General features: G+C 73.1%; 29 protein-coding genes. 9 read left to right on the top strand and 20 right to left on the bottom strand.

What is annotated here, in order from left to right; genetic code table 11:
* Window positions 1–49: 49 nt before the first annotated feature.
* Entirely contained in the window at window positions 50–925 is an 876-nt protein-coding gene (gene ispH, locus RB150_02980; protein MDQ7819505.1) for a 4-hydroxy-3-methylbut-2-enyl diphosphate reductase, read from the bottom strand.
* A gap of 110 nt (window positions 926–1,035) precedes the next feature.
* On the opposite strand from ispH, the gene RB150_02975 reads away from it, so the two are divergent.
* Window positions 1,036–1,920: a diacylglycerol kinase family lipid kinase gene (locus RB150_02975; protein ID MDQ7819504.1), complete on the top strand. Its 885-nt coding sequence runs from the start codon at window positions 1,036–1,038 to the stop codon at window positions 1,918–1,920.
* A 31-nt stretch (window positions 1,921–1,951) separates the two neighbouring features.
* Here RB150_02975 and RB150_02970 read toward each other — a convergent pair whose 3' ends face one another.
* Both RB150_02970 and cmk read right to left on the bottom strand, forming a co-directional pair.
* The gene (locus tag RB150_02970; GenBank protein ID MDQ7819503.1) at window positions 1,952–2,587 is read right to left on the bottom strand and encodes a lysophospholipid acyltransferase family protein; all 636 of its coding nucleotides are present in this window, start codon (window positions 2,585–2,587) and stop codon (window positions 1,952–1,954) included.
* Window positions 2,584–3,264 (bottom strand): (d)CMP kinase, encoded by a 681-nt coding sequence (gene cmk, locus RB150_02965; protein MDQ7819502.1) that lies wholly within the window; start codon window positions 3,262–3,264, stop codon window positions 2,584–2,586. The genes RB150_02970 and cmk overlap by 4 nt, the downstream gene beginning before the upstream one ends.
* A gap of 129 nt (window positions 3,265–3,393) precedes the next feature.
* On the opposite strand from cmk, the gene RB150_02960 reads away from it, so the two are divergent.
* Window positions 3,394–3,729 carry a tRNA-binding protein gene (locus RB150_02960; protein ID MDQ7819501.1) on the top strand — a complete coding sequence of 112 codons (336 nt, stop codon included), beginning with the start codon at window positions 3,394–3,396 and terminating at the stop codon, window positions 3,727–3,729.
* A gap of 21 nt (window positions 3,730–3,750) precedes the next feature.
* Here RB150_02960 and RB150_02955 read toward each other — a convergent pair whose 3' ends face one another.
* The 6 genes from RB150_02955 to lysA form a co-directional block, all read right to left on the bottom strand.
* Window positions 3,751–4,143, bottom strand: coding sequence for a PspC domain-containing protein (locus RB150_02955; protein MDQ7819500.1), 393 nt, complete (start codon window positions 4,141–4,143; stop codon window positions 3,751–3,753).
* Window positions 4,140–5,006 (bottom strand): D-alanyl-D-alanine carboxypeptidase family protein, encoded by an 867-nt coding sequence (locus RB150_02950; GenBank protein ID MDQ7819499.1) that lies wholly within the window; start codon window positions 5,004–5,006, stop codon window positions 4,140–4,142. The genes RB150_02955 and RB150_02950 overlap by 4 nt, the downstream gene beginning before the upstream one ends.
* Complete coding sequence (scpB, locus tag RB150_02945; GenBank protein ID MDQ7819498.1) at window positions 4,951–5,547, bottom strand: SMC-Scp complex subunit ScpB; 597 nt, start codon at window positions 5,545–5,547, stop codon at window positions 4,951–4,953. Before scpB ends, RB150_02950 begins: the two co-directional genes overlap by 56 nt.
* Complete coding sequence (locus tag RB150_02940) at window positions 5,544–6,245, bottom strand: segregation/condensation protein A (protein ID MDQ7819497.1); 702 nt, start codon at window positions 6,243–6,245, stop codon at window positions 5,544–5,546. Before RB150_02940 ends, scpB begins: the two co-directional genes overlap by 4 nt.
* Window positions 6,246–6,281: 36 nt before the next feature.
* Window positions 6,282–6,905, bottom strand: coding sequence for a site-2 protease family protein (locus RB150_02935; protein MDQ7819496.1), 624 nt, complete (start codon window positions 6,903–6,905; stop codon window positions 6,282–6,284).
* 65 nt (window positions 6,906–6,970) lie between these two features.
* Window positions 6,971–8,284, bottom strand: a complete 1,314-nt coding sequence (gene lysA / locus RB150_02930) for a diaminopimelate decarboxylase (protein ID MDQ7819495.1) — start codon at window positions 8,282–8,284, stop codon at window positions 6,971–6,973.
* Between the two features lie 135 nt (window positions 8,285–8,419).
* Here lysA and RB150_02925 point away from each other — a divergent pair, with 135 nt between their 5' ends.
* Both RB150_02925 and RB150_02920 read left to right on the top strand, forming a co-directional pair.
* Window positions 8,420–9,595 carry a thiolase family protein gene (locus tag RB150_02925; GenBank protein ID MDQ7819494.1) on the top strand — a complete coding sequence of 392 codons (1,176 nt, stop codon included), beginning with the start codon at window positions 8,420–8,422 and terminating at the stop codon, window positions 9,593–9,595.
* Between the two features lie 3 nt (window positions 9,596–9,598).
* Complete coding sequence (locus tag RB150_02920; protein MDQ7819493.1) at window positions 9,599–11,380, top strand: SLC13 family permease; 1,782 nt, start codon at window positions 9,599–9,601, stop codon at window positions 11,378–11,380.
* Between the two features lie 25 nt (window positions 11,381–11,405).
* On the opposite strand, the gene RB150_02915 is transcribed toward RB150_02920, so the two are convergent.
* From RB150_02915 to RB150_02890, 6 genes are all read right to left on the bottom strand, one after another.
* The gene (locus RB150_02915; GenBank protein ID MDQ7819492.1) at window positions 11,406–12,200 is read right to left on the bottom strand and encodes a tRNA (adenine-N1)-methyltransferase; all 795 of its coding nucleotides are present in this window, start codon (window positions 12,198–12,200) and stop codon (window positions 11,406–11,408) included.
* A gap of 3 nt (window positions 12,201–12,203) precedes the next feature.
* Entirely contained in the window at window positions 12,204–12,617 is a 414-nt protein-coding gene (locus tag RB150_02910) for a cobalamin B12-binding domain-containing protein (protein ID MDQ7819491.1), read from the bottom strand.
* 86 nt (window positions 12,618–12,703) lie between these two features.
* Window positions 12,704–14,383, bottom strand: coding sequence for a methylmalonyl-CoA mutase family protein (locus RB150_02905; GenBank protein MDQ7819490.1), 1,680 nt, complete (start codon window positions 14,381–14,383; stop codon window positions 12,704–12,706).
* Between the two features lie 44 nt (window positions 14,384–14,427).
* Window positions 14,428–15,417, bottom strand: coding sequence for an electron transfer flavoprotein subunit alpha/FixB family protein (locus RB150_02900; GenBank protein ID MDQ7819489.1), 990 nt, complete (start codon window positions 15,415–15,417; stop codon window positions 14,428–14,430).
* A gap of 10 nt (window positions 15,418–15,427) precedes the next feature.
* Window positions 15,428–16,204 carry an electron transfer flavoprotein subunit beta/FixA family protein gene (locus tag RB150_02895; protein ID MDQ7819488.1) on the bottom strand — a complete coding sequence of 259 codons (777 nt, stop codon included), beginning with the start codon at window positions 16,202–16,204 and terminating at the stop codon, window positions 15,428–15,430.
* Window positions 16,205–16,222: 18 nt separating this feature from the next.
* Entirely contained in the window at window positions 16,223–17,368 is a 1,146-nt protein-coding gene (locus RB150_02890; protein MDQ7819487.1) for an acyl-CoA dehydrogenase, read from the bottom strand.
* Between the two features lie 169 nt (window positions 17,369–17,537).
* Here RB150_02890 and RB150_02885 point away from each other — a divergent pair, with 169 nt between their 5' ends.
* Genes RB150_02885 through RB150_02865 form a run of 5 tightly spaced genes read left to right on the top strand, consistent with a single transcriptional unit; the run spans window position 17,538 to window position 21,770 of the window.
* Window positions 17,538–18,686, top strand: a complete 1,149-nt coding sequence (locus tag RB150_02885) for an acetyl-CoA acetyltransferase (GenBank protein ID MDQ7819486.1) — start codon at window positions 17,538–17,540, stop codon at window positions 18,684–18,686.
* Between the two features lie 29 nt (window positions 18,687–18,715).
* On the top strand, window positions 18,716–19,891 hold the full coding sequence (locus tag RB150_02880; GenBank protein MDQ7819485.1) for a thiolase domain-containing protein: 1,176 nt from the start codon (window positions 18,716–18,718) through the stop codon (window positions 19,889–19,891).
* On the top strand, window positions 19,891–20,460 hold the full coding sequence (locus RB150_02875) for a Zn-ribbon domain-containing OB-fold protein (GenBank protein MDQ7819484.1): 570 nt from the start codon (window positions 19,891–19,893) through the stop codon (window positions 20,458–20,460). The genes RB150_02880 and RB150_02875 overlap by 1 nt, the downstream gene beginning before the upstream one ends.
* A complete protein-coding gene (locus RB150_02870) occupies window positions 20,447–20,944 on the top strand; it encodes a Zn-ribbon domain-containing OB-fold protein (protein MDQ7819483.1) in 498 nt (165 codons plus the stop codon). The genes RB150_02875 and RB150_02870 overlap by 14 nt, the downstream gene beginning before the upstream one ends.
* Before the next feature lie 4 nt (window positions 20,945–20,948).
* Window positions 20,949–21,770 (top strand): hypothetical protein, encoded by an 822-nt coding sequence (locus RB150_02865; GenBank protein MDQ7819482.1) that lies wholly within the window; start codon window positions 20,949–20,951, stop codon window positions 21,768–21,770.
* Between the two features lie 44 nt (window positions 21,771–21,814).
* Here RB150_02865 and RB150_02860 read toward each other — a convergent pair whose 3' ends face one another.
* From RB150_02860 to RB150_02840, 5 genes are read right to left on the bottom strand one after another with little or no spacing between them, the layout of a single operon-like run.
* Complete coding sequence (locus tag RB150_02860; protein MDQ7819481.1) at window positions 21,815–22,675, bottom strand: 3-hydroxybutyryl-CoA dehydrogenase; 861 nt, start codon at window positions 22,673–22,675, stop codon at window positions 21,815–21,817.
* A gap of 53 nt (window positions 22,676–22,728) precedes the next feature.
* Complete coding sequence (locus RB150_02855) at window positions 22,729–23,280, bottom strand: AAA family ATPase (protein MDQ7819480.1); 552 nt, start codon at window positions 23,278–23,280, stop codon at window positions 22,729–22,731.
* Entirely contained in the window at window positions 23,277–24,587 is a 1,311-nt protein-coding gene (locus RB150_02850; protein ID MDQ7819479.1) for a pyrimidine-nucleoside phosphorylase, read from the bottom strand. Before RB150_02850 ends, RB150_02855 begins: the two co-directional genes overlap by 4 nt.
* Before the next feature lie 4 nt (window positions 24,588–24,591).
* A complete protein-coding gene (locus RB150_02845) occupies window positions 24,592–25,089 on the bottom strand; it encodes a hypothetical protein (GenBank protein MDQ7819478.1) in 498 nt (165 codons plus the stop codon).
* Window positions 25,070–25,318, bottom strand: coding sequence for a DUF3307 domain-containing protein (locus tag RB150_02840; GenBank protein ID MDQ7819477.1), 249 nt, complete (start codon window positions 25,316–25,318; stop codon window positions 25,070–25,072). The genes RB150_02845 and RB150_02840 overlap by 20 nt, the downstream gene beginning before the upstream one ends.
* Window positions 25,319–25,563: the final 245 nt, after the last annotated feature.

The following is a 25,563-nucleotide window of genomic DNA, read 5'->3' as shown; positions in this document are numbered from 1 at the left end:
CGGCTGACGGTCCCGCCCGCGGCTCACCCTCCACGGCGCCCCCGGGGTGTCAGGTCGCCGCGGGCGCGGGCAGGCGGGCAGCAATCTCCTCCAGCCGCGCCAGCACCTCGGAGATGATCCACTCCGGCGTGCTGGCTCCCGACATCACCCCCACCCGCCGGACGCCGGCAAACCACTCGGGGCGGAGCTCGTCGGCCACCTCGATGTGATAGGTCGGCCGGCCGTGAGCCTGCCCGATCTCCCACAGGCGGGTGGTGTTGGCGCTGTGGTGGCCTCCCACCACCACCAGGGCGTCCACCTCCTCCACCAGGCGCTCGGCCTCTTCCTGCCGGACGGTGATGGCCGGGCAGAGGGTGTTGACAACCCGCAGTTCCCGGGCGCGCAGGCTGAGGTCTCCCACGATCTGGCGGAAGTTCTCCCGGGCCTGGGTGGTCTGCGACATGACCGCCACCTTGCCGCGCAGCGGCACCCGGGCAGCCTCCTCCCGGGTGTGCACGACCGTCACCCGGTCGCCCAGCGCCTCCTTGAGGGTGACCATCTCCGGGTGGCCGTGGTCGCCCACCACGATGAGCTGGTAGCCTTCCTCCACCAGCCGCACGGCCAGCGAGTGCGCCCGGATGACGACCGGACACGTGGCGTCCACGATGCGCATCCCCCGCGCCCGGGCGGCACCGAGAACGGCCTGCTCCACCCCGTAGGCGGAGACGACGAACGCCTCGCCGGACAGCTGCTCCAGCGCGGTGGCCACCTCCACACCTTCCTGGCGCAGGCGGGAGACGACCTGGGGATTGTGGATCAGCGGACCCCAGGTGAACACGGGCCCGGTGGCGGATTCTGCGGTGGCTCGGGCCATCTCCACCGCCCGGCGCACGCCGCCGCAGAACCCCATGTGCCTGGCCACCACGATCTCCATCGCCCCTAGCATACACCGGGGCGGGGGGGTGTCAACGCCGGGGACAGGAGGACCGCAGGCGGGCGCCGTATACGGCATGCGTGTCGTCCCGCCCGCCTGCAGGGTCCGGCCGGGCCCTGGTCGTGATCAACCCGTTCGCGGCCCGGGGCCGGGCCCGCCGCACCTGGCCTCGGGTCCGCACGGTCCTGCAGCAGGCCGGATGGACGCTGGAGGAGGTCGTCACCGGCTCGCCCCAGGAGGCCGAGGCGCGGGCCCGGGCGGCCGGCGGCGCCTGGGACGTGGTGGTGGCCGTGGGGGGCGACGGCACCAGCCACTGGGTGATCAACGGGCTGCTGCGCGCCGATTCCCCTCCCCCCCTGGCCCTGATTCCCGAGGGCACCGCCAACGACTTTGCCCGCAGCCTGGGCATCCCCCTCTCCCCGATCGCGGCCGCCCGGGCTCTGGTGGGAGCCGTGCGGAGACGGGTGGACGTGGGCGAGGTCAACGGCAGGTACTACGCCACCATCTCGGGCGTGGGATTCGACGCCGAGGTGGCGCGGCGGGTCAACCGGTGGCCCCGGTGGATCCGCGGGACGGCCGTGTACGTGGCCGGCATTCTGATCACCCTGGCGACCTACCGCCCGGTGGAGGTCACGCTGGTCGTGGACGGCTCCTCCCGGCGCGTCCGGCTCTATCTGCTGGCGGCGGCCAACACCAACTGGTACGGCGGCGGCATGTACATGGCCCCCCACGCCCGCATCGATGACGGCCTGCTGGCCGTCGTCTACGCCACCGACCTCACGCCCCTGCAGACCCTGCGGGTCCTGCCCTCGGTCTTCTCGGGGCGCCACCTGCTGCACCCCAAGGTGGCCCACACCACCGCCCGGACGGTACAGGTGGACAGCGCCACCCCGCTGGCCATCCACGCCGACGGCGAAGTGGTGGGGACGGTGCCGGCGTCGTTCCGCGTCATCCCGCAGGCCCTGGATGTCCTGGTGCCGGCGCCCTCCGCTGGCGACGCCCCCTGACCGCGCTGCGCGCCCCCCGGATCCGGGCAGGTCATGGCGCGTCCAGGGGCTGCTGGTCGGGCGGCAACAACGCCCGCACCGCCTCCCGCAGGCGCGCCGTCCACTCCGCCACCGCTTCCCGGACAGCCCCCTCCGCCCGCGGGACCAGGGGTGGACCGATCCGGATGGTCGCGTCGACGTTGCGGGGCAGCCGCCAGCCCGCGACCCGCACCCGATGGCTGCCCGCGATGGCCACGGGCAGCACGGGAACGCCGGCCTTGAGCGCCACATAGGCGGCCCCTTCGTGGAACGGCCCCAGCCGCCCGTCCCGGCTGCGGGTGCCCTCGGCGAACATGCACACCGCCCACCCGCGCCGCAGCATTCGCAGGGCCTCCCGCACCGCGTCCCGGTCGGGGACGCCCCGGCGCACGAAAAAGCTCCCGCATCCGCGCACCCACCACGCCACCGGAGGCAGGCGGCGCAGCTCGTCCTTGGCCATGAACGCGACCCGCGCGCGCAGGGACAGGCCCACCAGGGGGATGTCGGCCTCGCTGGCGTGGTTGGCCACGATCAGGTACGGCGGCCGGGGTTCGTACTCGCGTCCCTCTACCCGCCGGCGGATGCCCAACAGGCGGAACAGGAGCGCGAACGCGATCCAGCTCAGGCGGTACAGCACAGTGGCGCTCACGGCACGGCGCGTCGGCACAGCGCGAGGATGGATCCGACCACCTCGTCCACCGGGACGCCGGTGGTGTCCATCACGACGGCGTCGGGGGCCGGCTGCAGGGGAGAGTGAGACCGGGTGCGGTCGCGCCGGTCCCGCTCCTCCTCGGCCCGGCGGACCTCGTCCAGGCTGATCGCCACGCCCCGGGCGCGCAGTTCCCGGTACCGGCGGCGGGCCCGCTCCTCCACCGACGCGGTGAGAAAGACCTTGACCTCGGCGTCCGGGAACACCACCGTCCCGATGTCGCGGCCCTCCACGACCACTCCGCCGTCGGCGCCCAGGCGCCGCTGGGCGGCCACCATGGCCTCCCGCACTCCCGGGTAGGTGCTCACCACCGACGCCGCCTCGCTCACCGCCGGGTCGCGGATCGCCTCGGTGACGTCCCGCCCGTCCACCCAGACCCGCTGCCCGTCGGGGGTGTCCTCCAGGCGGATCTCCAGGGACCGGGCGAGGGCCGTGAGGGCCGCCTCGTCGGACAGGTCCACGCCCCGGCTGAGGGCGGCCCACGCCACCGACCGGTACATGGCCCCGGTGTCCACGTGGCGGAATCCCAGCGCGCGGGCCACCGCCCGCGCCACGGTGGTCTTGCCCGCCCCCACCGGGCCATCGATGGCGACGATCGGTCGGCGCCGGGCGCTCATGCCGGGGGGCCGCCCCCGGCACATCTGCCGCCGGCATGAGGGGCGCCCGAGGGCGGCGAACAGCCACGTCGGCGCACGCGACCTGCGGCGGCCGCGCCTCGGCGGCCGCCCCTGCCCGGGGAGGTGGCCATGGCGCGCATCAGCTGGGAGGATTTCGAAAAGGTGGAGATGCGGGTGGGCCTCATCCGCTCGGTGGAGGAGTTCCCCAGGGCCCGCAAGCCCTCCTACCGCCTGACCATCGACTTCGGCCCCTACGGCGTCCGGCGGTCGTCGGCCGCCATCCGCCCGTACTACCGGCCGGAGGATCTGGTGGGTCGCCAGGTGATCTGCGTGGTCAATCTCCCGCCCAAACAGGTGGCCGACTTCATCTCCGAGGTCCTCACCCTCGGCGTGGTCGAGCACGGCGGACGCATCGTGCTGCTCCAGCCCGACCGCCCCGCCGAGGTGGGCGCCCGCATCGGCTGACTCCCGGCCCTCCCCCCGGGGTCAGCGCCGCCGCGGCCAGAACAGCAGGACCAGCAGTCCCCCCGCCACCAGTACCACCCCGGCCCAGGGCTGGCGGAACAGGACGGCAAAGAGGGGGGTCTGCTGGGCCAGCAGGTAGGCGCCCACCAGGACCAGCAGGGCTCCCAGGGTGCGCACCCGCCGCTGAGATTCGTCCTCCGCCGGCGGGACGACTCCCGTGACCACCTCGGGGATCGGTTCGTCGGGCACCAGCAGAACCAGCAGCAGGTACAGGATCACGCCCAGACCGTTCCAGAAGGCCAGCAGGACGAATGCCAGGCGCACGGCGGAGACGTCCACGTCCAGGTAGGCGGCCAGACCTCCGCAGACGCCGGCAATCCAGCGGTCGGTGCGCGACCGGTACAGGCGCTTCATCGCCCTCGGCCGCTCGGGGTGCGGGCGAACCCGTAGTCCAGCAGCGCCATCGCCTGCTCGTACAGCGGGGTCGCGTTCAGCAGCACCACCACCAGCCGCCGGCCGCCCCGCCTCGCCGACCCGACCAGGCAGGGGCCGGACTCCGCCACCCACCCTGTCTTCACCCCATCGGCACCCGGGTACAGCCACAGCAGCCGGTTGGTGTTGACCAGCGTCTGGGTCGTTCCCTCGGGGCGCGCGAGGACGAGAGTGCGGGCCCGCACCACGGCCGCCAGCCGCTCGTTCTCCAGCAGGCGCCTCGCCAGGATCGCCAGATCCCTGGCCGTGCTGTAGTGGCCGGGCCGGGGCCACCCGTGCGGTGTCACGAAGTGGGAGCCGGTCAGGCCCCACTGCCGCGCCCGGGCATTCATGCGGGCGACAAACGCCTCCACCGACCCGTCCGCTCCTTCCGCCAGGGCCACGGCGGCGTCGTTGGCGGAGATCAGCAGCAGGGCGGCCAGCAGGTCCCGGACCCGCCACCGCTGACCGGCCCGCAGGCCCACCCTCGCTCCCACCTGTTCCCTCCCGGCCCGGGGGCTGATGGTCACCACGGCGTCGTCTCCGAGCACCTCGGCCGCCAGGAGGGCGGTCAGTATCTTGGTGGTGCTGGCGGGCGGCCAGCGGCGGTCGGGGTGGTGGGCATAGAGGACCTCGCCGCTGTCTGCGTCCACGAGCGCCGCGGCGGCCGCCTGAATTGCCGGGGCGGGAACCGCGGCGGCGGCTGCCACGAGCGCGGCCAGGATCCCGGCGCGGGGCGGGCGAAACGCCTCAGTCGTCCCGGCCGGAGGCGGCGGAGAGTCCGTCCAGGGCCGCGCGGAGGTCATGATCTCCCAGGGGCGGAAGGTCGTCCAGGCTGCCCAGACCGAAGTAGCGCAGGAACCCCTCGGTGGTCCCGTACAGGATCGGGCGCCCCACCGCCTGCTTGCGCCCCACCTCGCGGATCAGGCGGCGCTCCAGCAGCCGCTCCAGCACGTGATCCGACCGCACTCCGCGGATCGCCTCGATCTCCGCCCGGGTGACCGGCTGGCGGTATGCCACGATGGCCAGGGTTTCCAGGGCGGCCTGGGACAGCGGCTGCCGGAAGTCGAGCCCCAGGTAGCGCTGGACGTAGCCCGCCAGCTCCGGCCGGGTACAGAGCTGGAACCCTCCCGCGACGGCCTGCACCTGCAGCCCGCGTCCCCGGTAGTCCTGCTGCAGCTCCCACAGCAGCGCGTGCACCGTCTGCACGGGTGCCTGCAGGACCTCGCTGAGCTGCTCGACCGTGACCGGCCCCCCGCTCACCAGCAGGATGCACTCCGCCGCCCGTTTGAGCTCGTCCAGGTCCAGATCGTCGGGGGGCGGGGCCAGTCCGTCGGGCAGCGTCATGGCGCGGATGCCCGGTACAGCCGGATGGGCCCGAACCGTTCCTCCTGCCGCACGCGGACCTGTCGGGTGCGGATGAGCTCCAGCAGGGCCAGGAATGTGACGATCACCACCAGGGCGGTCACCGCGCCGCTGAACAGCGCGTCGAACTCCACACCCTTAGGATGCGCCTCCAGCAGGGCCACAATCGCGGCCATGCGGTCGGCCACCCGGACTTCCTCCCCCGCCACCTCGCGCACCGGGCGGGCCGCCCGCTGCAGAACCTGCTGGAAGGCCCGGAACAGGTCGTCCAGGGTGACCCCCTCCAGCAGAACCGCCGCCGGGTCCTCGGCCCGGGACCGCGCGAACACCCGCGCCTGGTAGTCCTCCAGGGCCCGCAGGGCGGTGGCCGCCTCCTTGAAGGCCCGGTACTCCCGCAGGTGTTCGTCCAGCCGCTCCTGCAGGTCCGACGGCTCCTCGGCGGCGACGGCCTCGTCGTCGGGCGGAGCCGGCCGGGGCAGCATCTGCCGCGACTTCAGTTCGACCAGAGCCGCCAGCGTCCACAGCACCTCGGTGGCCTCCTCCAGGTCCACCCCCGAGGCGGTGGCGGCCAGGTATTCCTCGGCCAGGCGCCCGACCTCCACGTCCCGGAGATCCACCTGTCCCTGCTGGGCCAGGCTCAGCAGCAGGTCCAGCGGGCCCTCAAACTGCGGCGTCTTCACCGTGTACCGGATGGCCCGTCCCTCCCCCTCTGCTGCTCAGAACAGCGCCGACCCTGTGGCCTGGACCGTCAGCCAGCGCATGGGGGGCACCAGGGTCGCCGACAGGGCCCGGCTGAAGACCAGCGCCAGGAGGACCCACGTCCCGTACGGCCGCAGCCGGGCGTATGCGGGGACCATCCTCGGCGGCAGCAGGCCCTCCAGGATCCGGGATCCGTCCAGCGGCGGGATGGGCATCAGGTTGAACGTGGCCAGCATGGCGTTGACCCTGAGGGACACGGCCAGCACCCTCTGCAGGGACAGCGCGTCCGCCCACGGGGCGGCCTCCAGCACGCCCAGCTTGTACGGCGCCCCCAGCGCGAACAGCACCGTCAGATTGGCCAGCGGGCCGGCGGCGGCCACGAGCATCAGATCCCGCCGGGGACGGGACAGCAGGGCCGGGGTGACGGGCACCGGACGCGCCCACCCGAATCCCGCCACAAGAATCAGCAGGGATCCCACCGGGTCCAGGTGGGCCAGGGGGTTCAGGGTCAGGCGACCCTGCCGGCGCGGGGTCGGGTCCCCGCGCCGGTCGGCCACGTAGGCGTGGGCGTACTCATGCACCGTGGCGGCGACCACCAGCGCCACGGCCACCACCAGGAGCCCGGCAGGATCACCCCACACGCCCGGTCTCCTCCCCGGACCTCACCGCACCCGCCGCGCGCCGCACACCCAGGGAAGTTCGCGGATCAGAGGGGAACGTCCTTGCGGATCAGGTCGTCGTAGGACTCGCGCTCGACCACCACCCGCGCCCGGCCGTCTCCGGCCAGGACCACCGCCGGGCGGGGGAAGCGGTTGTAGTTGCTGGCCATGGAGTAGGTGTACGCGCCGGTGGAGAAGACCGCCACCACGTCTCCGCTGCGCACCGGGGGCAGGGCGGCCTCCCAGATGAGCACGTCCCCCGACTCGCAGCACCGGCCGGCCAGGGAGACCGTCTGCGCGGCAGGGGCCAGGGGCCGGTCCGCCACCACCGCCTCGTAGCGGGCGCCGTACAGCGCCGGACGGGGGTTCTCGTACATCCCGCCGTCCACCGACACGTAGGTGCGCACCCCGGGGATGACCTTGACGGCGCCCACGGTGTACAGGGTGACCCCCGCGTCGCCCACGATGGAGCGCCCGGGCTCCAGGTACAGCCGGGGCCGGGGCAGCCCGCGCCGGCGGGCGGCCGAACCCACGGCGCCCGCCACCGCGTCCACGTACGCCTCGATGGACGGGGGGCTGTCGGAGGACAGGTAGCGGATGGCCAGCCCGCCGCCCATGTTCACCTCTTCCACCACCGCGCCGTGCGCCTCCCGCACCTCCGCGGCGAACTCCACCACGGCCTCGGCCGCCGCGCAGAACGGCTCCAGGTCGGCGATCTGCGACCCGATGTGGGTGTGCACTCCCCACAAGCGCAGGCGGGCACTGCGCAGCACCCGCGCCACCGCCCGATGGGCCGATCCGGTGGCCAGGGGGAATCCGAACTTGCTGTCCACCCCTCCGGTGCGGATGGCCCGGTGGGTGTGCGGCTCGACTCCCGGCGTCACCCGCAGCAGGACGTCGGCCGTGGTGTCCAGGCGGGCGGCGAGCTCCTCCAGCAGGTCCAGCTCGTGGTCGTTGTCCACCACAAAACGGCCCACGCCCGCCCGCAGGCCCTCGGCCACCTCCTGGGCCGTCTTGTTGCTGCCGTGGAACACCACGTCCGCGGGCGGCACGCCGGCCCGCAGCGCGGTGTGCAGCTCGCCCCCCGAGGCCACGTCCACCCCCAGTCCCTCCTGGACGGCGATCTGGCAGGTGGCCAGGATGCAGCAGGCCTTGCTGGCATACACCACCCGGCCTTCGCCGTACGACCGGGCCAGGGCGGACCGGTACCGGCGGCAGTTGTCCCGCAGCCGGTCCTCGTCCAGCACGTGCAGGGGCGTGCCGAACTGCCGGGCCAGGTCCAGGGCGTCCACCCCGCCGATCTCCAGATGGCCGCGGCCGTTGACCGAATACCCGTGGGGGCCGACGGTGACCGAGCGCATGACGTTCACCGGAGTCACGCGAAATGTTGCTGCGAGTCTAGCACAGAATCCGGCGGCGGGGGAAGATCCCGCGTTGCCCCGCCGCATCCGGCGGGGGTAGACTGGATGCGAACGACGGGCCGGGAGTGACCATCCATGGGCGACATCGTGATCCTCAGCGCAGCGCGCACCCCCATCGGGAGGTTCCTGGGCGGACTGGCGGCGGTGCCGGCCCCGCGGCTGGGGGCGGTGGCCATCGCCGAGGCCCTGCGTCGGGCCCGGGTGGCGCCCGAGAGGGTGGACGAGGTGATCATGGGCCAGGTCCTGACCTCCGGCGTGGGCCAGGCTCCGGCCCGGCAGGCGGCCCTGTACGCCGGCCTGCCCTCCTCGGTGCCCGCGACCACCGTCAACAAGATGTGCGGCTCGGGCCTGAAGGCGGTGATGCTGGGCGCCCAGGCGATCGCCGCCGGCGACGCGCAGGTGGTCGTGGCGGGCGGCATGGAGAACATGAGCGCCGTCCCCTACCTCCTGCCCCGCGCCCGGACGGGACTGCGCCTGGGCGACGCAACCCTGGTGGATGCCCTCCTCCAGGACGGGCTGGTGGACGCCTACCGGCGCCTGCACATGGGCAACTGCGCCGAACTGCTGGCGCGGGAATACCGGATCAGCCGGGAGGAGCAGGACGACTTCGCCCGCCGCAGTTATACCCGGGCCCTGGAAGCCCTGGACACCGGCCTGTTCGCCGCCGAGATCGCCCCGGTCCCGGTGCCCTCCGACGGCGGCACCCGGCTCGTGGCCGAGGACGAGGAGCCCCGGCGGGTAGACTTCGCGCGGATCCCCGCCCTCCGGCCGGCCTTCGAGGAGGGGGGCACCGTCACGGCGGCCAACGCCAGCAGCATCAGCGACGGCGCCGCGGCGGTGGTCCTGGCCTCCGCGGACGCCGCCCGGCGCATGGACGTCCAGCCCCTGGCGCGCGTGGTGGGGCAGGCCACCGCCGCCCTGGAACCCGAGTGGTTCACCATCGCCCCCGCCCGCGCCATCCGCCTCCTGCTGGACAAGGTGGGCTGGCGTCTGGAGGATGTGGACCTGTTCGAGATCAACGAAGCCTTCGCCGCCGTCGTCCTCGGCGTCTGCCGCGACCTGGGACTGTCCCTGGACCGGGTGAACGTGCACGGCGGGGCGGTGGCCCTGGGGCACCCCATCGGGTGCAGCGGCGCCCGCATCCTCACCACGTTGCTGCACGCCCTGCCCCGCCACGGAGCGCGCCGGGGCGTGGCCGCCGTCTGCCTGGCCGGAGGCGAAGCCGTCGCGGTGGCCGTGGAAGCCCTGTAGCCTGTGCCCGTCTCCGCCGTCCTCACCCTGGCCATCCTGACCGGCGCCGCGGCCGTCCTGATCTGGGGGCGGTGGCCACCGGAGGTGGTGGCGCTGGCCGCGACCCTGCTGCTCGTCCTCGGCGGCGTCCTCGACGTGCCGGCGGCGATGGCGGGGTTCGGATCTCCGGCGCTGGCCGCGATCGCGGCAGTGTACGTCATCAGCGCCGGCCTGGAGAGGGCCGGCGTCGCCTCCGCCCTCGCCCGGGGGATCCTGCGGGCCACCGGCAACCACGAGGTCCGCCTGATCCTGCTGTTCTGCGGAGCGGCGGGCCTGCTGTCGGGCGTCATGAACAGCGTCGGCGCGATGGCCGTCCTGCTGCCGGCAGCTGTGGCGGCGGCCCGGCAGGCCGGCATCAGCCCCTCGCGGCTGCTGCTGCCCCTGGCCCTGGGCACGCGCCTGGGCGGCAACCTCACCCTCATTTCCGGACCCAGCAACCTGCTGGCCAGCCAGCTGCTGTCCGACGCGGGGCACCGCCCCCTGGGGCTGTTCGAGTTCCTTCCGCTGGGCACGGCGTTTCTGGTCACCGGTGTGGCCTATCTGGCCCTGGTGGGGCGGCGCTGGCTGCCGGATCGCGGGCCCTCGCCCGGGGAGGAAGCCCGGCTGGCCGACGTCTACAGGCTGGCGGAGCGGCTGCACGCCCTGCGCATCTCGCCTGCCTCACCCCTGGTCGGCCGCACCCTGGGCGACAGCGATCTGGGTCGCCGCATGGGGCTGACGGTCCTGGCGATCGTCAGGGGCGGTCGGCGGATCGCCGCTCCCTCCCGGGATGAGCGGCTGGAGGCGGGCGACATCCTGGTGGTGGCCGGCCGGCTGGACGATCCGAGCCAGACCGACGCCCTCCGGGCCGCCGGCCTGGAGGTGCTGGACGACCTGCCCGAAGGCGCCCTGGACGGGGCGGACGCGCAGCTGGCCGAGCTGGTCCTGGCCCCGCGGTCCGCGCTGGAGGGGCGGACGGTGCGCGAGGTCGGTTTCCGGGAGCGGTACGGCCTGACGGTGGTGGCCGTCTGGCAGGAGGGCCGGCCCCGGCGCAGCGGCCTGGCGGACCGTCCCCTCCGCGTCGGCGACGCGCTGCTGGTCCAGGGCCGGCGGGACCGGATCGCCCAGCTGCGCCGCGATCCCGACTTCCTGGTCCTGGGCTCCCAGAGGGCCGACGTCCGCCCGGACCGGGCGCCGTGGGCGCTGGCGTCTCTGGCGGTCCTCGCGGTGGCGGCGACGGCCGGCCTGCCCATCGTGGTGGCCACCTGGCTGGCGGCCGCCCTCATCGTGCTGAGCGGCTGCCTGTCCGCCGACGACCTCCTGCAGGCGGTGGACTGGCGCGTGGTGGTCTTCACCGGGGCGCTGCTGCCCGTGGGCACGGCCCTGCAGGCGACCGGAGCCGCCCGCGCGCTGGCCGGGGCAGCCCTGGGGGTGGCCGGAGGCGGCGCGCTGGCGGCTCTGGCGACGGTCGTGGTCGTGTCGGTGATCCTCAACCAGGTGATGCCCAGCGTGGCGGCCACCGCGGTCCTGGTCCCGGTGGCGCTGCAGGTGGCGGGGGCGCTCGCGCTCTCCCCCCATGCCCTCGCCATGGCGGTCATCGCGGGGACCGGCACCACCGTCACACCCCTGGGCAACCCCGTGAACCTGATGGTCATGGGCCCGGGCGGCTACCGCATGGCCGACTACCTGAGGGTGGGGCTGCCCCTCGCGGCGGTGCTGACGGTGGTGAGCCTGGCGGTCATCCCGCTGGCCTGGCCCCTGCGCTGAGCCGGGGACGGACGGCGGCGGAGGTCTAGACAGACAGAGGTTCCAGGACCCGTCGGGCGGTGGTGATGAAGGCCGTGTGGGCCACCATGCGGTGGGCCGGGCGCACGCTGGGGCCGGCGATCTCCCAGGGCCGCACCAGGGTCTCGAAGGTCTCGATCAGCGCGAACTGGCCGCAGCGCTGTAGCTCGTCCACCGTGCGCGCCGTCTGGGGAACCGTGGGAACGTAGGAGACCAGGATGCCTCCCGGCCGCAGCGCGGCGGCGGCGTGGGGCACCACCCGCCAGGGCTCGGGCACGTCCAGGATCACGCGGTCCAGCGGCGCGTCGGGGATGCCCGCGTACACGTCCTGCTGCCGCAGCACCAGGTGGTCCTGCGGACCGAGGTAGGCGGCGATGTTCTGGGCGGCCCGGCGGGCAAACTCAGGGCGCACCTCGTAGGAATACACCCGGCCTGCCGGCCCCACGGCCCGCAGCAGCGTCATGGTCAGGGCGCCGGAGCCGGTGCCCGCCTCCAGGACCGACGCTCCGGGGTAGATGTCGGCCGCCAGGAGGATCGCGCTGAGGTCCTTGGGGTAGATGATCTGGGCGCCCCGGGGCATCTCCAGGACGAACTCGGCCAGGGTGGGACGCACCAGCAGGAACGCCTCTCCCCGGGTCGAGCGCACCACGCGGCCCTCGGAGGTGCCGATGAGGTGATCGTGGTGCAGTTTTCCCCCGCGCAGGTCCGAGGTGGCGCCCCGGCGCAGGGTGATGAGGTACCGGCGCGCCTTGCGGTCCACCAGCAGGACCGGCTCGCCCTCCTGCAGGGGTCCCGTGCGCACCGCTCAGGCGGCCACGCCGCGGGGCCGGACGTGGGTGGCCACCCACTGGACGATGGACTGCAGGGACGTGCCGGGCAGGAACACCTCGCGGATGCCCGCCGCCCGCAGCGCGGGGATGTCCTCCTCCGGGATGATCCCGCCGGCGAACACGACGATGTCGTCGGCTCCCCGCTCCCGGAGCAGCTCCACCACCCGGGGCAGCAGGGTCATGTGGGCGCCGGACAGGATGGACAACCCGATGGCGTCCACGTCCTCCTGGATGGCGGCGTTGACGATCATCTCCGGGGTCTGGTGCAGCCCGGTGTAGATCACCTCGTACCCGGCGTCCCGCAACGCCCGGGCCACCACCTTCGCCCCGCGGTCGTGCCCGTCCAGGCCCGGCTTGGCGATGAGGATCCTCACGGTGGATGCCGCCATGGCACCCTCTATCTTACTACGGGATCCGGGATCGGGGCCCGGCCGATCCCCGATCCCGATCGCTGACGGCTGATCGCGTCCGGGTCCTAGATGATCGCCGGCTCCCTGTACTCCCCGTACACGGCCCGGAAGACGTCGCAGATCTCCCCCAGGGTGCAGTGGGCCCGGACGCACTCCACCACGGCCTCCATGGTGTTCCCCGACCCCTCCGCCGCCCGCGCCAGGGCGTCCAGGGCCGCGCGGGCCCGCCGGGCGTCCCTCTCGGCCCGGACCCGGCGGAGGCGCTCGATCTGCCGGCGCTCCACCTCGGGGTCGATCCGCAGGATGGGAATGGGCCGCTCCTCCGGCACCACGAACTCGTTCACCCCGACGATGATGCGCTCCTTGCGCTCCAGCTGCTGCTGGTAGCGGTAGCTGGCCTCGGCGATTTCCCGCTGGGGGAAGCCCAGCTCCACCGCGCGCACCATCCCGCCCATCTCGTCGATGGTGCGGATGTAGGCCTCGGCCTCGGCCTCCATGCGGTTGGTGAGGGCCTCCACATAGTAGGACCCGCCCAGGGGATCCACCGTGTGGGTGACGCCGCTCTCGTAGGCGATGATCTGCTGGGTGCGCAAGGCCACCGTCACCGCCTCCTCGGTGGGCAGCGCATAGGTCTCGTCCATGGAGTTCGTGTGCAGGGACTGGGTGCCGCCCAGGACCGCCGCCAGCGCCTGCAGGGCCACCCGCACGATGTTGTTCAGGGGCTGCTGGGCCGTCAGCGACACCCCGGCGGTCTGGGTGTGGAAGCGCAGCCACCACGAGCGCGGGTGGCGGGCCCGGAAGCGCTCCCGCATGATCCGCGCCCACAGGCGCCGGGCAGCCCGGAACTTGGCGATCTCCTCGAAGAAGTCGTTGTGGCAGTCGAAGAAGAACGACAGCCGCGGCGCGAAGGCGTCCACGTCCAGCCCCGCTTCGATGCCGGCCTGCACGTAGGCGATGCCGTCGGCCAGGGTGAACGCCAGCTCCTGCACGGCGGTGGCGCCGGCCTCCCGCATGTGGTAGCCGCTGATGCTCAGCACGTTCCACCGGGGCAGGTGGCGGGTGCCGAACACCAGCATGTCCTGGATCAGCCGCATCGACGGCCGGGGGGGCACGATCCACTCCTTCTGGGCGATGAACTCCTTGAGGATATCGGTCTGGGTGGTCCCACCCAGCTGGTCCCACCGGTACCCCGCCCGCTCGGCGGCCACGATGTACATGGCCAGCAGCACGTTGGCCGGCGCGTTGATGGTCATGGAGGTGGTGACCCGGTCCAGGGGCAGATCCCGGAGCAGGATCTCCATGTCCAGCACCGTGTCCACCGCCACCCCTTCCCGGCCCACCTCCCCCCGAGCCCGGGGATGGTCGGAGTCGTAGCCCATCAGGGTGGGCATGTCAAACGCCACCGACAGGCCGGTCTGGCCCTGGGCCAGCAGATAGTGGAAGCGCCGGTTGCTGTCCTCGGCCGACCCGAATCCGGCGAACTGGCGCATGGTCCACAGCCGGCCCCGGTACATGGTGGGATGGATGCCGCGGGTAAACGGATATTCCCCGGGAAAGCCCAGGTCGCGCAGGTAGTCGAAACCCGGCAGGTCCTCGGGCGTGTACAGGCGGGCCACCTCGGCCTCCGACAGGGTGGCAAAGCGCACCGGCCGCTCGGGCTGCCGCGCCAGGGACTCGGCCAGGGTAGTCTCCTCCCACCGCCGGCGCTCCCGGGCCAGCCGGGCGATCTCCTCGGATGTCGACACAGCCACCACCTCCGTCCCCGGCGTGAGGCCGGCGCGGACGCCGGTCAGGCCGACGCCTTGGCGGCCCGCACGGCCTCGGTGAGCCGGGGGACGATGTCAAACAGGTCGCCCACCACGCCCAGGTCCGCCACCTGGAAGATGGGCGCGTTGGGGTCCTTGTTGATGGCGATGATGAACTTCGACCCGGACATCCCCGCCAGGTGCTGGGGGGCTCCCGAGATGCCGCAGGCGATGTACACCTGGGGGCTCACGGTCTTGCCCGTCTGCCCGATCTCGTAGTCGTGGGGCACCCATCCCGAGTCCACCGGGGGCCGCGACGACCCCACCGCCCCTCCCAGCTCGCGGGCCAGGGCCTCCAGCAGGGCAAAGTTCTCCGGCCCCCGCATGCCGCGGCCCCCGCTGACCACCACGTCCGCTTCCGCCAGCGGCACCGTGTCCCTGCTGAGGGCGCGGATCTCCTTCACCCGGGTCCGCAGGGACGATGCCTCCAGGCGCACGGGCCAGGGGCGCACCTCGCCGGGCCGGTCCGCGGGCGGTGCCACCGGGTACATCGCCGGCAGGACCACGGCAATCCGCGGTCCGGCCCCCTCCACCCGCACCGTCGCGATGGCCTTGCGGGTGTACATGGGACGGGTGGCCACCAGGGCGCCATCCCGCACGGCCACCGACGTGCAGTCGGTGACGACGCCCGCCTGCACCCGCGCCGCCAGCCGGGGGGCCAGGTCCCGGCCCTGGGCCGTGCTGCCCACCAGGAGGACGGCGGGATCCTGTTCCCGCACCGCCTCGGCCAGCACCGCGGCGTAGGCGTCGGTGGTGTAGGGCTCCAGCACGGGGTGGTCGGCGCTCAGGACCAGATCGGCGCCCCGCTCGGCCACCACCCGCGACGCATCTTCCACCCTGTGCCCGGGTACCACGGCCACCAGGCGCCCTCCCGTCTCCCGCGCCAGCCCGCGGCCACAGGTCAGCAGTTCCAGGCTGAGGCGCGTGGGCCGCCCCTGGCTGTGCTCGACCAGTACCCACACGTCCGCACCCATGGCCCCCTCCTCAGAGGACTTTCGCCTGCTCCCGCAGGAACCGCACGATCTCCCGCACGACCTCGTCAGGCTCACCCTGGAGGATCCGCCCCGCCCGGCGGGCCGGCGGGGGCTCCAGGCGGGTCAGGACTGTCCGGGCGGCCGGCGCGTCCAGGCCCAGGTCTGCCAGGGTCAGGGTGCGGATGGGGGTGCGCTTGGCCTTCATGATGCCCGGCAGCGACGGATAGCGCGGCTCGTTGAGGCTGCGCTCCACCGTCAGGACCGCCGGCAGCGGCACCTCCAGGACCTCCACGCCTCCTTCCACCTCGCGGTGGACCTCCGCCCGGGAGCCCGAGGCATCCACCTCCAGGCGGGCGATGGCCGTCGCCTGGGGGACCCCCAGGTACTCGGCCAGGGCGGGCCCCACGATCCCGGCGTTGTCGTCGGTGCTGATCTTGCCGCAGATCACCACATCCCAGGAAAGGGTGCGGATCACTGCCGCCAGCACCCGCGCCACCCCCAGGTGGTCGGCCGCGTCCAGGCGCGGATCGCAGACCAGGATGGCCTCGTCGGCGCCCATGGCCAGCCCCGTGCGCAGGGCGTCCCGGGCCCGCTCGGGTCCCACGCTCACCAGGGTCACGGTGCCTCCGAACTGCTCCCGCAGCCGCAGGCCGGCCTCGGTGGCGTGCTCGTCGTAGTAGTTCATCACGAAAGACAGCCCCGACTCGTCGATCCCGGCACCGTCGGGGCGGATGCGGATGGGCGCCTCGGTGTCCGGCACCTGCTTGATGCAGACGACGACGCGCACGGCGGGCCTCCCCCTCCCTTACGGGTTCTGCAGCAGGTGGCGGGCAATCACCAGCCGCTGGATCTCCGACGTCCCCTCGTAGATCTCGGTGATCTTGGCGTCCCGGAAGTACCGCTCCACCGGATAGTCCCGCACGTACCCGTACCCGCCGAAGATCTGGACCGCCCGGTGGGCCGCCCACATGGCGGTCTCCGAGGCGTACAGCTTGGCCATGGAGGCCTCCCGGGTGTGGCGGAGCCCCTGCTGGCGCAGGTAGGCTGCCCGGTACAGGAGCAGCCGGGCGGCCTCGATGCGGGTGGCCATGTCGGCCAGCGCGAACTGGATGGCCTGGAACTCGGCGATGGGTCGGCCGAACTGGCGCCGGGTGGCGGCGTAGGCGGTGGCTTCCTCCAGGGCGGCCCGGGCGATCCCCACCGCCTGCGCGGCGATGCCCAGGCGTCCCCCATCCAGGGTGCTCAGGGCGATGCGCCCGCCCATCCCCACCTCCCCCAGGAGGCTGTCGGCGGGCACCCGGCAGTCGTCCAGGACGATCTCGGCCGTGGACGAGCAGGTGATCCCCAGCTTCTTCTCCACCTTGCCCACGGCGATGCCCGGGGCGCCCTTCTCCACGATGAACGCCGACAGGCCCCGCCCGCCCGGCTCGGGGCCGGTGCGGGCGTACACGATGCACACGTCGGCCTCCACCCCGTTGGTGACGAACACCTTGGTGCCCCGCAGGACCCAGGTGTCGCCGTCGCGGCGGGCGGTGGTCTGCAGGGCCATGGCGTCCGAACCCGCCGCGGGCTCGGTGAGGCAGTAGCATCCCAGGGACGCCCCCGAGCACAGCCGCGGCAGGTACCGGCGTTTCTGCTCCTCGGTGCCAAAGCGGACCAGGGGGTCGCACACCAGGGAGTTGTTCACGGTGATGATGGTCTGCAGGCCGGCGGACGCCCGCGCCAGCTCTTCCTGGGCGATCACGTAGCTGATGGCGTCCAACCCGGCGCCGCCGTACTCCTCCGGCACGGTCATGCCCATCAGACCCAGGCTGGCGGCGCGGCGGATCAGGTCGGCGGGAAATGCACCGGTCTGGTCCAGCTCGGCGGCCCGGGGCAGGACGTCCCGGGTGGCGAACTCCCGCACCGCAGCCTGGACCATCCGGTGTTCGTCGGTCAGCCGGAAGTCCATAGGCGGAGGGTCCATCCCCTACTTCGTGTGCCGACGGACCGTTCCCTCCGCTACCCGCCCTTCCCTTTTCCCTCTTCCTTCTTCCCTCTTCCCTCTTCCCTTCCGAGCAGGAGTCGCGCCCGCCGGCCGGGTAATCTCCCTCGGTGGGCGCCGTGGCGGAGGACTGGCGGTGACCGACCGCGTGGCCATCGTGGGCGTGGGGGCCACGCCGCCGCGTCCCGTCTCGGCGGACCGGTCCTACCGCGAGATGGTCTTTGAGGCGGCCTCCCGGGCGTATGCCGACGCCGGGCTGACCGCCGCCGACGTCGACAGCGTCGTCAGCGTCGCCGAAGACTTCCACGAAGGTACCAGCATCACCGACGAGTACGTCCCCGACCAGCTCGGCGCGGTGCTGCGCCCGGTGCACACCGTGGCCGCCGACGGCCTGGGGGGAGTGGCGGCGGCGGTGGCCCTCATCCGCAGCGGGATCGCCGACCGGGTGGTGGTGGAGGCGCACGCCAAGGCCAGCAACGTCCGCCGTCCCGGGCAGGTCCTGGCCCTGGCCCTGGACCCCATCTACGAGCGCCTCCCGGGCATCAGCCCCCACTACGTGGCCGGAATGGAGATGCGCCGCTACCTGCACGAGACCGGCACCCCCGAGCAGGCCGTGGCGATGGTGGTCGTGAAGAACCGGCGGCACGCCCTGGCCCATCCCGCCGCGGCGTTCGGCGCGCTGCTGGACCCCGAGGCGGTGCGGGCGTCGCTGCCGGTGTGCGAGCCGCTGCGCGAGATGCACATCAGCCCGGCGGCGGACGGGGCGGTGGTCCTGGTCCTGGCGTCGGCCGAGGCGGCTGCCCACAGCCCCCGCCCCGTGTGGATCCGCGGCATCGGGTGGGCCTCGGACACGCCCTGGCTGGCCACCCGCGGCTGGGCACAGGCATCCTACGCCGCGCTGGCTGCCGAGATGGCCTACCGGATGGCGGGCATGTCCGACCCCGCCCGCGAGATCCGCTTCGCGGAAGTGGACGACACCTACGCCTACAAGGAGCTCCAGCACCTGGAAGCCGTCCGCCTGGCCGCCCCGGGAGAGGCGGCGCGGATGGTGCTGGAGGGGGAGACCCGCCGCGGGGGGCGGCTGCCGGTCAACCCCTCCGGGGGCAGCCTGGGCCTGGGACACTGCTACGATGCCTCGGCCCTGTACCGGGTGGTCGAGGCCGTCCGCCAGATCCGGGGAGAGGCCGGACCGGTGCAGGTGGCGGGTGCCACCGTGGGGCTTGTGGTCTCCTGGCGGGGGATCCCCACCCAGAGCGGCGGGGTGCTGGTCCTGGGAGCGGCGTAGGGGAACGGAGGTCGGGCGTGGACGGGACCATGGGGCGCAGGCCGCGGCGGCGGGTGGCGGTGGTGGGGGCGGGTATGACTCTGTTCATGCGCCGCGCTCTGGAGACCGGCAAGGAACTGGCCTACTACGCCGCCTCGCAGGCTCTGGAGTCGGCCGGCGTCCGGCTCCGGGACGTCCAGGCCGTGGTGATGGCCACGGCGCCCGACGCCTTCGACGGGGTGCACATGAAGGGCGAGTGGCTGCTGGACGGCGCCGGGGGGGTCCGCAGGCCCTACCTGCGCGCGTACGTGGGCGGGGGATCCGGGGTCTTCAGCATCATCAGCGGCTGGTCGCTGGTGGCCTCGGGCCTGTGCGACCTGGCGCTGGTGGTGGCCGAGGAGAAGATGAGCAGCTGCCAGCCCCACCCCCAGGCGGCCTTCCTGACCATCTTCGACCACATCCTGGAACGCCCCCTGGGTCCCAACCTGCTGTGGATCTTCGCCCTCGAGCAGCAGCGCTACATGGCCGCCTACGGCATCCGCAACGAGGACATCGCCCTGGTCTCGGTCAAGAACAAGCGCAACGCCCTGGCCCACCCCTGCGCCCAGGTGGCGGCGGACCTGACGGTGCGGGACGTCCTGGCCTCGGAGGTGGTGGCGTGGCCGGTCCACCGCCTGATGGTCAGCCCGGTCAGCGACGGCGCCGCCGCGGTGGTCCTGGCCGCCGAGGACCTGGCCCCGCGCCTGACCGACCGCCCGGTGTGGATCCAGGGCGTGGGGTGGTCGCTGGACACGTCGTATTGGGGCAACCGGGACCTCGCCTACCCCCGCTACGTGGAGCGGGCCGCCCGGATGGCCTACGCGATGGCGGGGATCACCGAACCGCGCCGCCAGATCCACATCGCCGAGCCCTACGACCCGTTTGCCTACAAGGAACTGCACCACCTGGAGGGGCTTCTGCTGGCGGACCGGGGCAAGGCCCCCGAGGACCTGGCGGCCGGCCGTTTCGACCGCACCGGCGAGCTGCCGTCCTGCCCGTCCGGGGGCCTGATGGGTGTGGGCAACCCCATCGCTGCCGCGGGGCTGATGAAGGTCTGCGAACTGTTCTGGCAGCTCCGCCAGGAGGCGGGCGCCCGGCAGGTCCCCGGCAACCCGGAGCGCGGGGTGGCGCAGGCGTGGGGGGACTTGATGCAGATCGGCACCGTGGTCGTCCTGGGGGTGCGCTGATGGCCCGGCCCCGCCTGTCCCGCGAGACGCCGGCGGCGCCTCCCCGCGCTCCCCGGGGCACGCCCCTCAGCGACGAGGAGATGGCGCGGGCGTCGGTGGCGAGCTGGACGCCGGCCCTGGAGTACGCGTGGGATGCGGGGGAGGCGATCTCGCGCTTTCTGGCGGGCCTGCGGGACGGGCGGATCCTGGGGGTCCGCTGCCGGGCGTGCGGGCGCACGGTCACCCCGCCCCGGGTATTCTGCGAGCTGGACTTCCGCCCCATGGACGAGTGGGTGGAGTTGCCCGACACCGGGACCATCAACACCTTCTCCATCTGCTACATCACCTGGGACATGAAGCCGCTGCGCCGCCCGCAGATTCCGGCGGTCATCGAGATTGACGGCACCTCCCCCCGCGGGGGATTCCTGCACCTGATCGGGGGTGTGCGGGGACGCACGGTGGAGGAGATCCGCCGCCAGATCGCGGTGGGCACGCCGGTGCGGGCGGTGTGGAAGCCGGCCGCGCGGCGCACCGGCGCCATCACCGACATCCTGCACTTCGCCCCGGTGAAAAGCCATGTCCGCCCCTGAGCGCCGCCGACAGGCAGCCGGCTCCCCCGGCGCGGAGCGCTATCGGGTGTGGCCGGGGACGATGCCGGTCAGCTACCGGTACACCGCGGGGGTGGCCGGACAGCGGTTCTTGTCCACCCTGAAGGACCGGGGGCGGCTGGCCGTCACCCGGTGCGCCGCGTGCGGCCTGACGTACCTGCCTCCCCGCCTGTACTGCGAGCGCTGCTTTTCCGATCTGTCCCAGGCCTGGTCCGAAGTCGAGCCGACGGGGCGGGTGCACACCTTCGCCGTCGTCCACGCCGACCTCGACGGCCATCGCCTGCCTCACCCCGAGGTGGTGGCTCTGGTCCGCATCGACGGCACCGACGGCGGCTTGGTGAGCCGGCTGGTGCAGGTGTCGGCCTCCGACGTCTTCATCGACATGCCCGTGCGGGCCGTACTCCGCCCCCCGCGACGCCGGACTGGCACCCTGGCCGACATCGTCGGGTTCGCGCCGCGCGGGTAACGCCGTGGACGGCTGGCTGGCGGGGGCGGCGGGGACGTTGCTGGCGGCCGCCGCGGCGACTGCCGCCTGGCGGGGATGGGAGCGGTTCCGGGCGGAGGTGCGGTCGGCCCTGGACCAGACCCCCGACATCGCCTGCCGGCGCCAGACCCACCGGGGCATGATCTGCAGCGTCTGGGGCTACGAGCTGGAGGTGGACCTTCAGGTGGCCTACCTGGACGCGTGCCTGCGGCGGCTGCCGGCGGCGCGCGTGGCCGACGCGCTGGCCCGCGCGCTGCGCCGCCGGATTCCCCCCGTCGCCCCGCCCCCATGGGCGCTGGTGGCGGGCCGCCTGTTCCCCCTGCTGCGCCGGCAGGACCGCCTCCCCCCCTCCGACGACTACCCCCCGGAGACGCGGCTGGCGCGGCGGAGCGTGGACGCCGAGGTGGCGGTGATCTACGTCATCGAAGGCTACCACCAGGTGACGTACGTGACCGAGGGCATGGTGCGCGCCTGGGGCATGGGCCTGGACGGACTGCACGCCCGGGCGTGCGACAACCTGCGGGAGCGCACCCGGCACATCCTGCGGGAGATCGGCGGGCCCCGGACCGACTACGTGGCCCTGGACGGCTACGACGCCGCCCGGCTGCTGGTGGGCGACCTGCTGGTCCCCGCGGGGATGGACGACCCGCTGCTGGCCGTCCCCCACGAGCACGCCTGCCTGCTGGCGCCGGCGCGGCAGCGGGACGCGCTGGCGGCGCAGGCGGCTGCCCTGTTCGCCCGCGCCGCGGCGCCCCTCACCCGACGCCTGTACCGCCTGGGGCCGGCCGGTCCCCTGCCCCAGGCGTAGGGCGGTGGGGGACGCCCGCACCACCCCGGGGTGACGATGGGCCGTCAGCCGCCCCCCTCGTAGTCGTAAAACCCTTTGCCGGACTTTCGGCCCAGACGGCCAGCCGCCACCATCTGCTTGAGCAGCGGAGGAGCGGCATAGCGGGGATCCTTGAACTCGGCAAACATCGCCTCGGCGATGTGGTAGGTGGTATCCAGGCCCACATGGTCCAGCAGCCGCAGAGGGCCCATGGGGTGGGCCAGCCCCAGCACCACCGCCGTGTCGATGTCGTCCCGGGAGGCAATCCCCCGCTCCAGGGCCCGCACCGCGTCCAGCAGGTAGGGCACCAGCAGGAAGTTGACGATGAACCCCGGGCTGTCCCGACACTCCACGACGGTCTTGCCCAGGGACTCGGCAAACCGGCGGCCGATGGCCGCCGTCTGGGGCGAGGTCTGCAGGCCCCGGATCAGTTCCACCAGCTTCATCACGGGCACGGGGTTGAAGAAGTGCAGCCCCAGGACCCGGTCAGCCCGCGCGGTGGCCGACGCCAGCTCGGTGATCGACAGGGACGAGGTGTTGCTGGCGAACAGGGTGTACGGCGGACACACCGTGTCCAGCCGGGCGAAGACCTCCTTCTTGGCGTCCATGCGCTCGACCACGGCCTCGATGACCAGGTCGGCGCCGGCCAGGTCCTCCAGGCGGGTGGTGCCGCGGATGCGCTCCCGGGCGGCCGCCATCTCGTCCGCGGTGATCTTCCCGCGCTCCACCGCCCGCCTCATCGACTCCTCGACCCGCCGCAGCCCCCGGGCCAGCAGGTCGTCGGTGACCTCCACCACCGTCACCTCGTAGCCGCCGCGGGCGCACACCTCCGCGATGCCGGCGCCCATCACCCCGCATCCCACCACCCCGACGCGTCGGATCTCCATCGTCCCCCTCCTCTCCCCGGACGCCCGCCCTCGGATCCGCACGGACCGGCCACCTAGCCGTCGGCGGGTTCCGGCGCTGCCTCGCGGGCGCGCGCGGCGGACGGGACCAGCTCCACCCGACAGCTGCGGACGTCGTCTTCGCCCAGGACCACCACCTGGTCGAACCCCTCGCCAGGCACGCTGCGCAGCGCCTGCTGGAATCGCTCCCACTGCCGGTGGATCACCGGGCGTCCCACCCGGCGAGGGCGGGACGCATCCCACCGCACGCACGTCTCTTCCGGGACGTCGAACAGGATGGCCACCGCCGGCACCTCGTAGCGGCGGGCCAGCTGGCGCAGGGCCCGGCGCACGTCGGGCTGCAGGGCGGTACTGTCGGCCACCGCCAGGCGACGGTGGCGCAGGCGCAGCTCGATGATGTGGAAGAAGAGCTCGAACGCGTCCCGGGAGACGCGGATGTTGGCCTCGTCGTCGGCGATCATGGCCCGACAGCGGTCCGTGGACACCACCGCCGTGGGGAGAAAGTGCCGGCGGGCAAAGGTGGACTTGCCGCTGGCGGCCGGCCCGCACAGCACCACCAGGGAGGGGTCGGGGATGCGCACGATCACCCGCCCACCACCTCCCAGATCAGCGGGCGGGCGGGCGGCGCGGCCGGGCCGATCCGGTACGCGCGCTGCACCCGCGCCACGGCCTCCTCCGCGCGAGCGCGGTCCCGGGCGTGCACCCTGGCCAGGGGGTCACCGCGCCCCACCGTCTGTCCCACCTTGCGCTCCAGGACGATGCCCACCGCGGGATCGATGACATCGGTGGTGGTGGCCCGGCCCGCCCCCAGGGCCATCGCCGCCAGCCCGATGGCCTGGGCGTCCACAGCCTCCACCACACCGCCGGCAGGAGCGGGAACAGGCACGACCACCGGCGCCCGGGGCAGGAGGGACGGGTCGTCGGCCACCCGCGGGTCGCCCCCCTGGGCGGACACCATCCGGGCAAACCTCTCCAGCGCCTGCCCGCTGTCCAGAGCCCGCTGCAGCATCTCCCGCGCCTGCGGGGGGGCGGAGGCCCGACCGGCCAGGACCACCATGTGGGCCCCCAGGGTCAGGCACAGGTCCCGCAGGTCGGACGGCCCGTCTCCCCGCAACGTCTGCAGGGCTTCCTCCACCTCGAGGGCGTTGCCCACCGCCCGGCCCAGGGGCTGGTCCATGTCGCTGATCACCGCCACCGTCCGGCGGCCGACCTGGGCGCCGATGTCCACCATGACGCGGGCCAGCTGCCGGGCGCCGTCCAGGGTCTTCATGAAAGCGCCGCTGCCGGTCTTGACGTCCAGGACGATGGCGTCGGCGCCTCCGGCGATCTTCTTGCTCATGATGCTGCTGGCGATCAGCGGGATGCTGTCCACGGTGGCGGTGACGTCGCGGAGGGCGTACAGCTTCTTGTCCGCGGGCACCAGGTCGGCGGTGGTGGCGACGATGGCGCAGCCGATCCGGATGACCTGGGCCACGAACTCCCGGAGGTCCATCTCGGTCCGGAACCCCGGAATGGATTCCAGCTTGTCGATGGTGCCGCCGGTGTGGCCCAGCCCCCGCCCGGACAGCTTGGCCACGGGCGCGCCGGCCGCGGCCACCAGGGGGATCAGGACCAGGGAGGTCTTGTCGCCCACGCCCCCCGTGCTGTGCTTGTCCACCTTCACGCCGGGAATGGCGCTGAGGTCCACGGTGCGGCCCGAGCGGACCATGGCCAGGGTGAACTCGGCCGTCTCCCGGGCGGTCATCCCCCGGAAGTACACGGCCATCAGGAAAGCGCTCATCTGGTAGTCGGGGATCTGCCCGGACAGGTAGCCCGACAGGAGGTCGGCGACCTCCTGGGGGGTCAGTTCCCCGCCGTCGCGCTTTTTCTGGATGAGCTCGTAGGCGCGCGCCACCGTCTTACCACCCCAGGGCCCGCCGCACCGCCAGCCCCGCCAAAATGGCCAGGGCCATGCTGGTCAGGGTCCCCACCAGGAAGTAGTCGCCGAACTCCTTCTCTTCCTCGATCCTGCGGTAGCGGGCGATGGACTTGGCGGCCAGGACAAAACCTGCGGCTCCATACTGGTTCGGCGCCACCAGCGTGGTCACCATCAGGCGTTCGACAACACCGACGAACGCCCCCGCGCCTGCGGGAAGCCTCCGGCCGTCGGAGGCGGGAGGGCGGAAGACGTCCGTCACCAGCCGCACGAGGACGGCGCCCCCGAACAGGGTGGCCACGTATACGATGGCGACGACGACGGACGCCGGCGCCAGGCTGGCCGCCAAAGCCGGCCAGGCCCAGCCGATGCCATCGTACCCGAACGCGGCAGCGCAGAGGACCATGACCGCCAGGTGCAGGGCCTGGTCGCCCAGGAACGTGGCCACCGGCCAGTACCCCTCAGAGTGACCGCGGTCCATCCGGATCTTCGCCGCATCCACCGCCAGGGTGCGCGATCGCCAGGGTTGCCGCCAGGACCAGGCACCGGGCGGACCAGTATCCCACGTCCACCGCTGCCGTGAGGGCGAGGTGGATCACCCCGTGGACCAGCAGACCGGCGGATGCACGTGACTTCCAGGACACCAGGCGTGGCGGCTGGAAGACGAAATCCGCCAGAAGACTGGCCAGGATCAGTCTGGTGAGGATCACGCTATCCGTCCCATCCGCCAGCTTCCCTGCCCGACCGGTCAATACGGAAGCATTGACGTCACACAACGTCAATACGTACATATTGACACGGTGCCTATTGACCGGCAAACGTGTCAATACGCTTATATTGACCGGTGGATGCCAGTAGCCGTGTCATCCCCGCTCCTTCGGGCCGGCGGATGCCTGTGCAGGACCCGGCAGGCCCAGCAAGGAGGCCACGATCTCCGGAAGCCGCTGCTCGACCT

This window comes from Armatimonadota bacterium (genome assembly GCA_031081675.1).
Taxonomy (GTDB): Bacteria; Sysuimicrobiota; Sysuimicrobiia; order Sysuimicrobiales; family Kaftiobacteriaceae; genus Calidihabitans; species Calidihabitans tengchongensis.
This window is presented reverse-complemented; position numbering and strand designations above follow the sequence as displayed.

Coding starts and splice junctions, on each gene's coding strand:
- scpB (MDQ7819498.1), bottom strand. CDS start 5,547: ATGACGCTGCCCGACGGACTGGCCCCGCCCCCCGACGATCTGGACCTG.
- RB150_02910 (MDQ7819491.1), bottom strand. CDS start 12,617: ATGGCGGCATCCACCGTGAGGATCCTCATCGCCAAGCCGGGCCTGGAC.
- RB150_02890 (MDQ7819487.1), bottom strand. CDS start 17,368: ATGGACTTCCGGCTGACCGACGAACACCGGATGGTCCAGGCTGCGGTG.
- RB150_02845 (MDQ7819478.1), bottom strand. CDS start 25,089: ATGGACCGCGGTCACTCTGAGGGGTACTGGCCGGTGGCCACGTTCCTG.
- RB150_02860 (MDQ7819481.1), bottom strand. CDS start 22,675: ATGGAGATCCGACGCGTCGGGGTGGTGGGATGCGGGGTGATGGGCGCC.
- RB150_02925 (MDQ7819494.1), top strand. CDS start 8,420: ATGGGCGACATCGTGATCCTCAGCGCAGCGCGCACCCCCATCGGGAGG.
- RB150_02955 (MDQ7819500.1), bottom strand. CDS start 4,143: ATGAAGCGCCTGTACCGGTCGCGCACCGACCGCTGGATTGCCGGCGTC.
- RB150_02875 (MDQ7819484.1), top strand. CDS start 19,891: ATGGCCCGGCCCCGCCTGTCCCGCGAGACGCCGGCGGCGCCTCCCCGC.
- RB150_02900 (MDQ7819489.1), bottom strand. CDS start 15,417: ATGGGTGCGGACGTGTGGGTACTGGTCGAGCACAGCCAGGGGCGGCCC.
- RB150_02880 (MDQ7819485.1), top strand. CDS start 18,716: ATGGGGCGCAGGCCGCGGCGGCGGGTGGCGGTGGTGGGGGCGGGTATG.
- RB150_02960 (MDQ7819501.1), top strand. CDS start 3,394: ATGGCGCGCATCAGCTGGGAGGATTTCGAAAAGGTGGAGATGCGGGTG.
- RB150_02950 (MDQ7819499.1), bottom strand. CDS start 5,006: ATGACCTCCGCGCGGCCCTGGACGGACTCTCCGCCGCCTCCGGCCGGG.
- cmk (MDQ7819502.1), bottom strand. CDS start 3,264: ATGAGCGCCCGGCGCCGACCGATCGTCGCCATCGATGGCCCGGTGGGG.
- RB150_02870 (MDQ7819483.1), top strand. CDS start 20,447: ATGTCCGCCCCTGAGCGCCGCCGACAGGCAGCCGGCTCCCCCGGCGCG.
- lysA (MDQ7819495.1), bottom strand. CDS start 8,284: ATGCGCTCGGTCACCGTCGGCCCCCACGGGTATTCGGTCAACGGCCGC.
- ispH (MDQ7819505.1), bottom strand. CDS start 925: ATGCTAGGGGCGATGGAGATCGTGGTGGCCAGGCACATGGGGTTCTGC.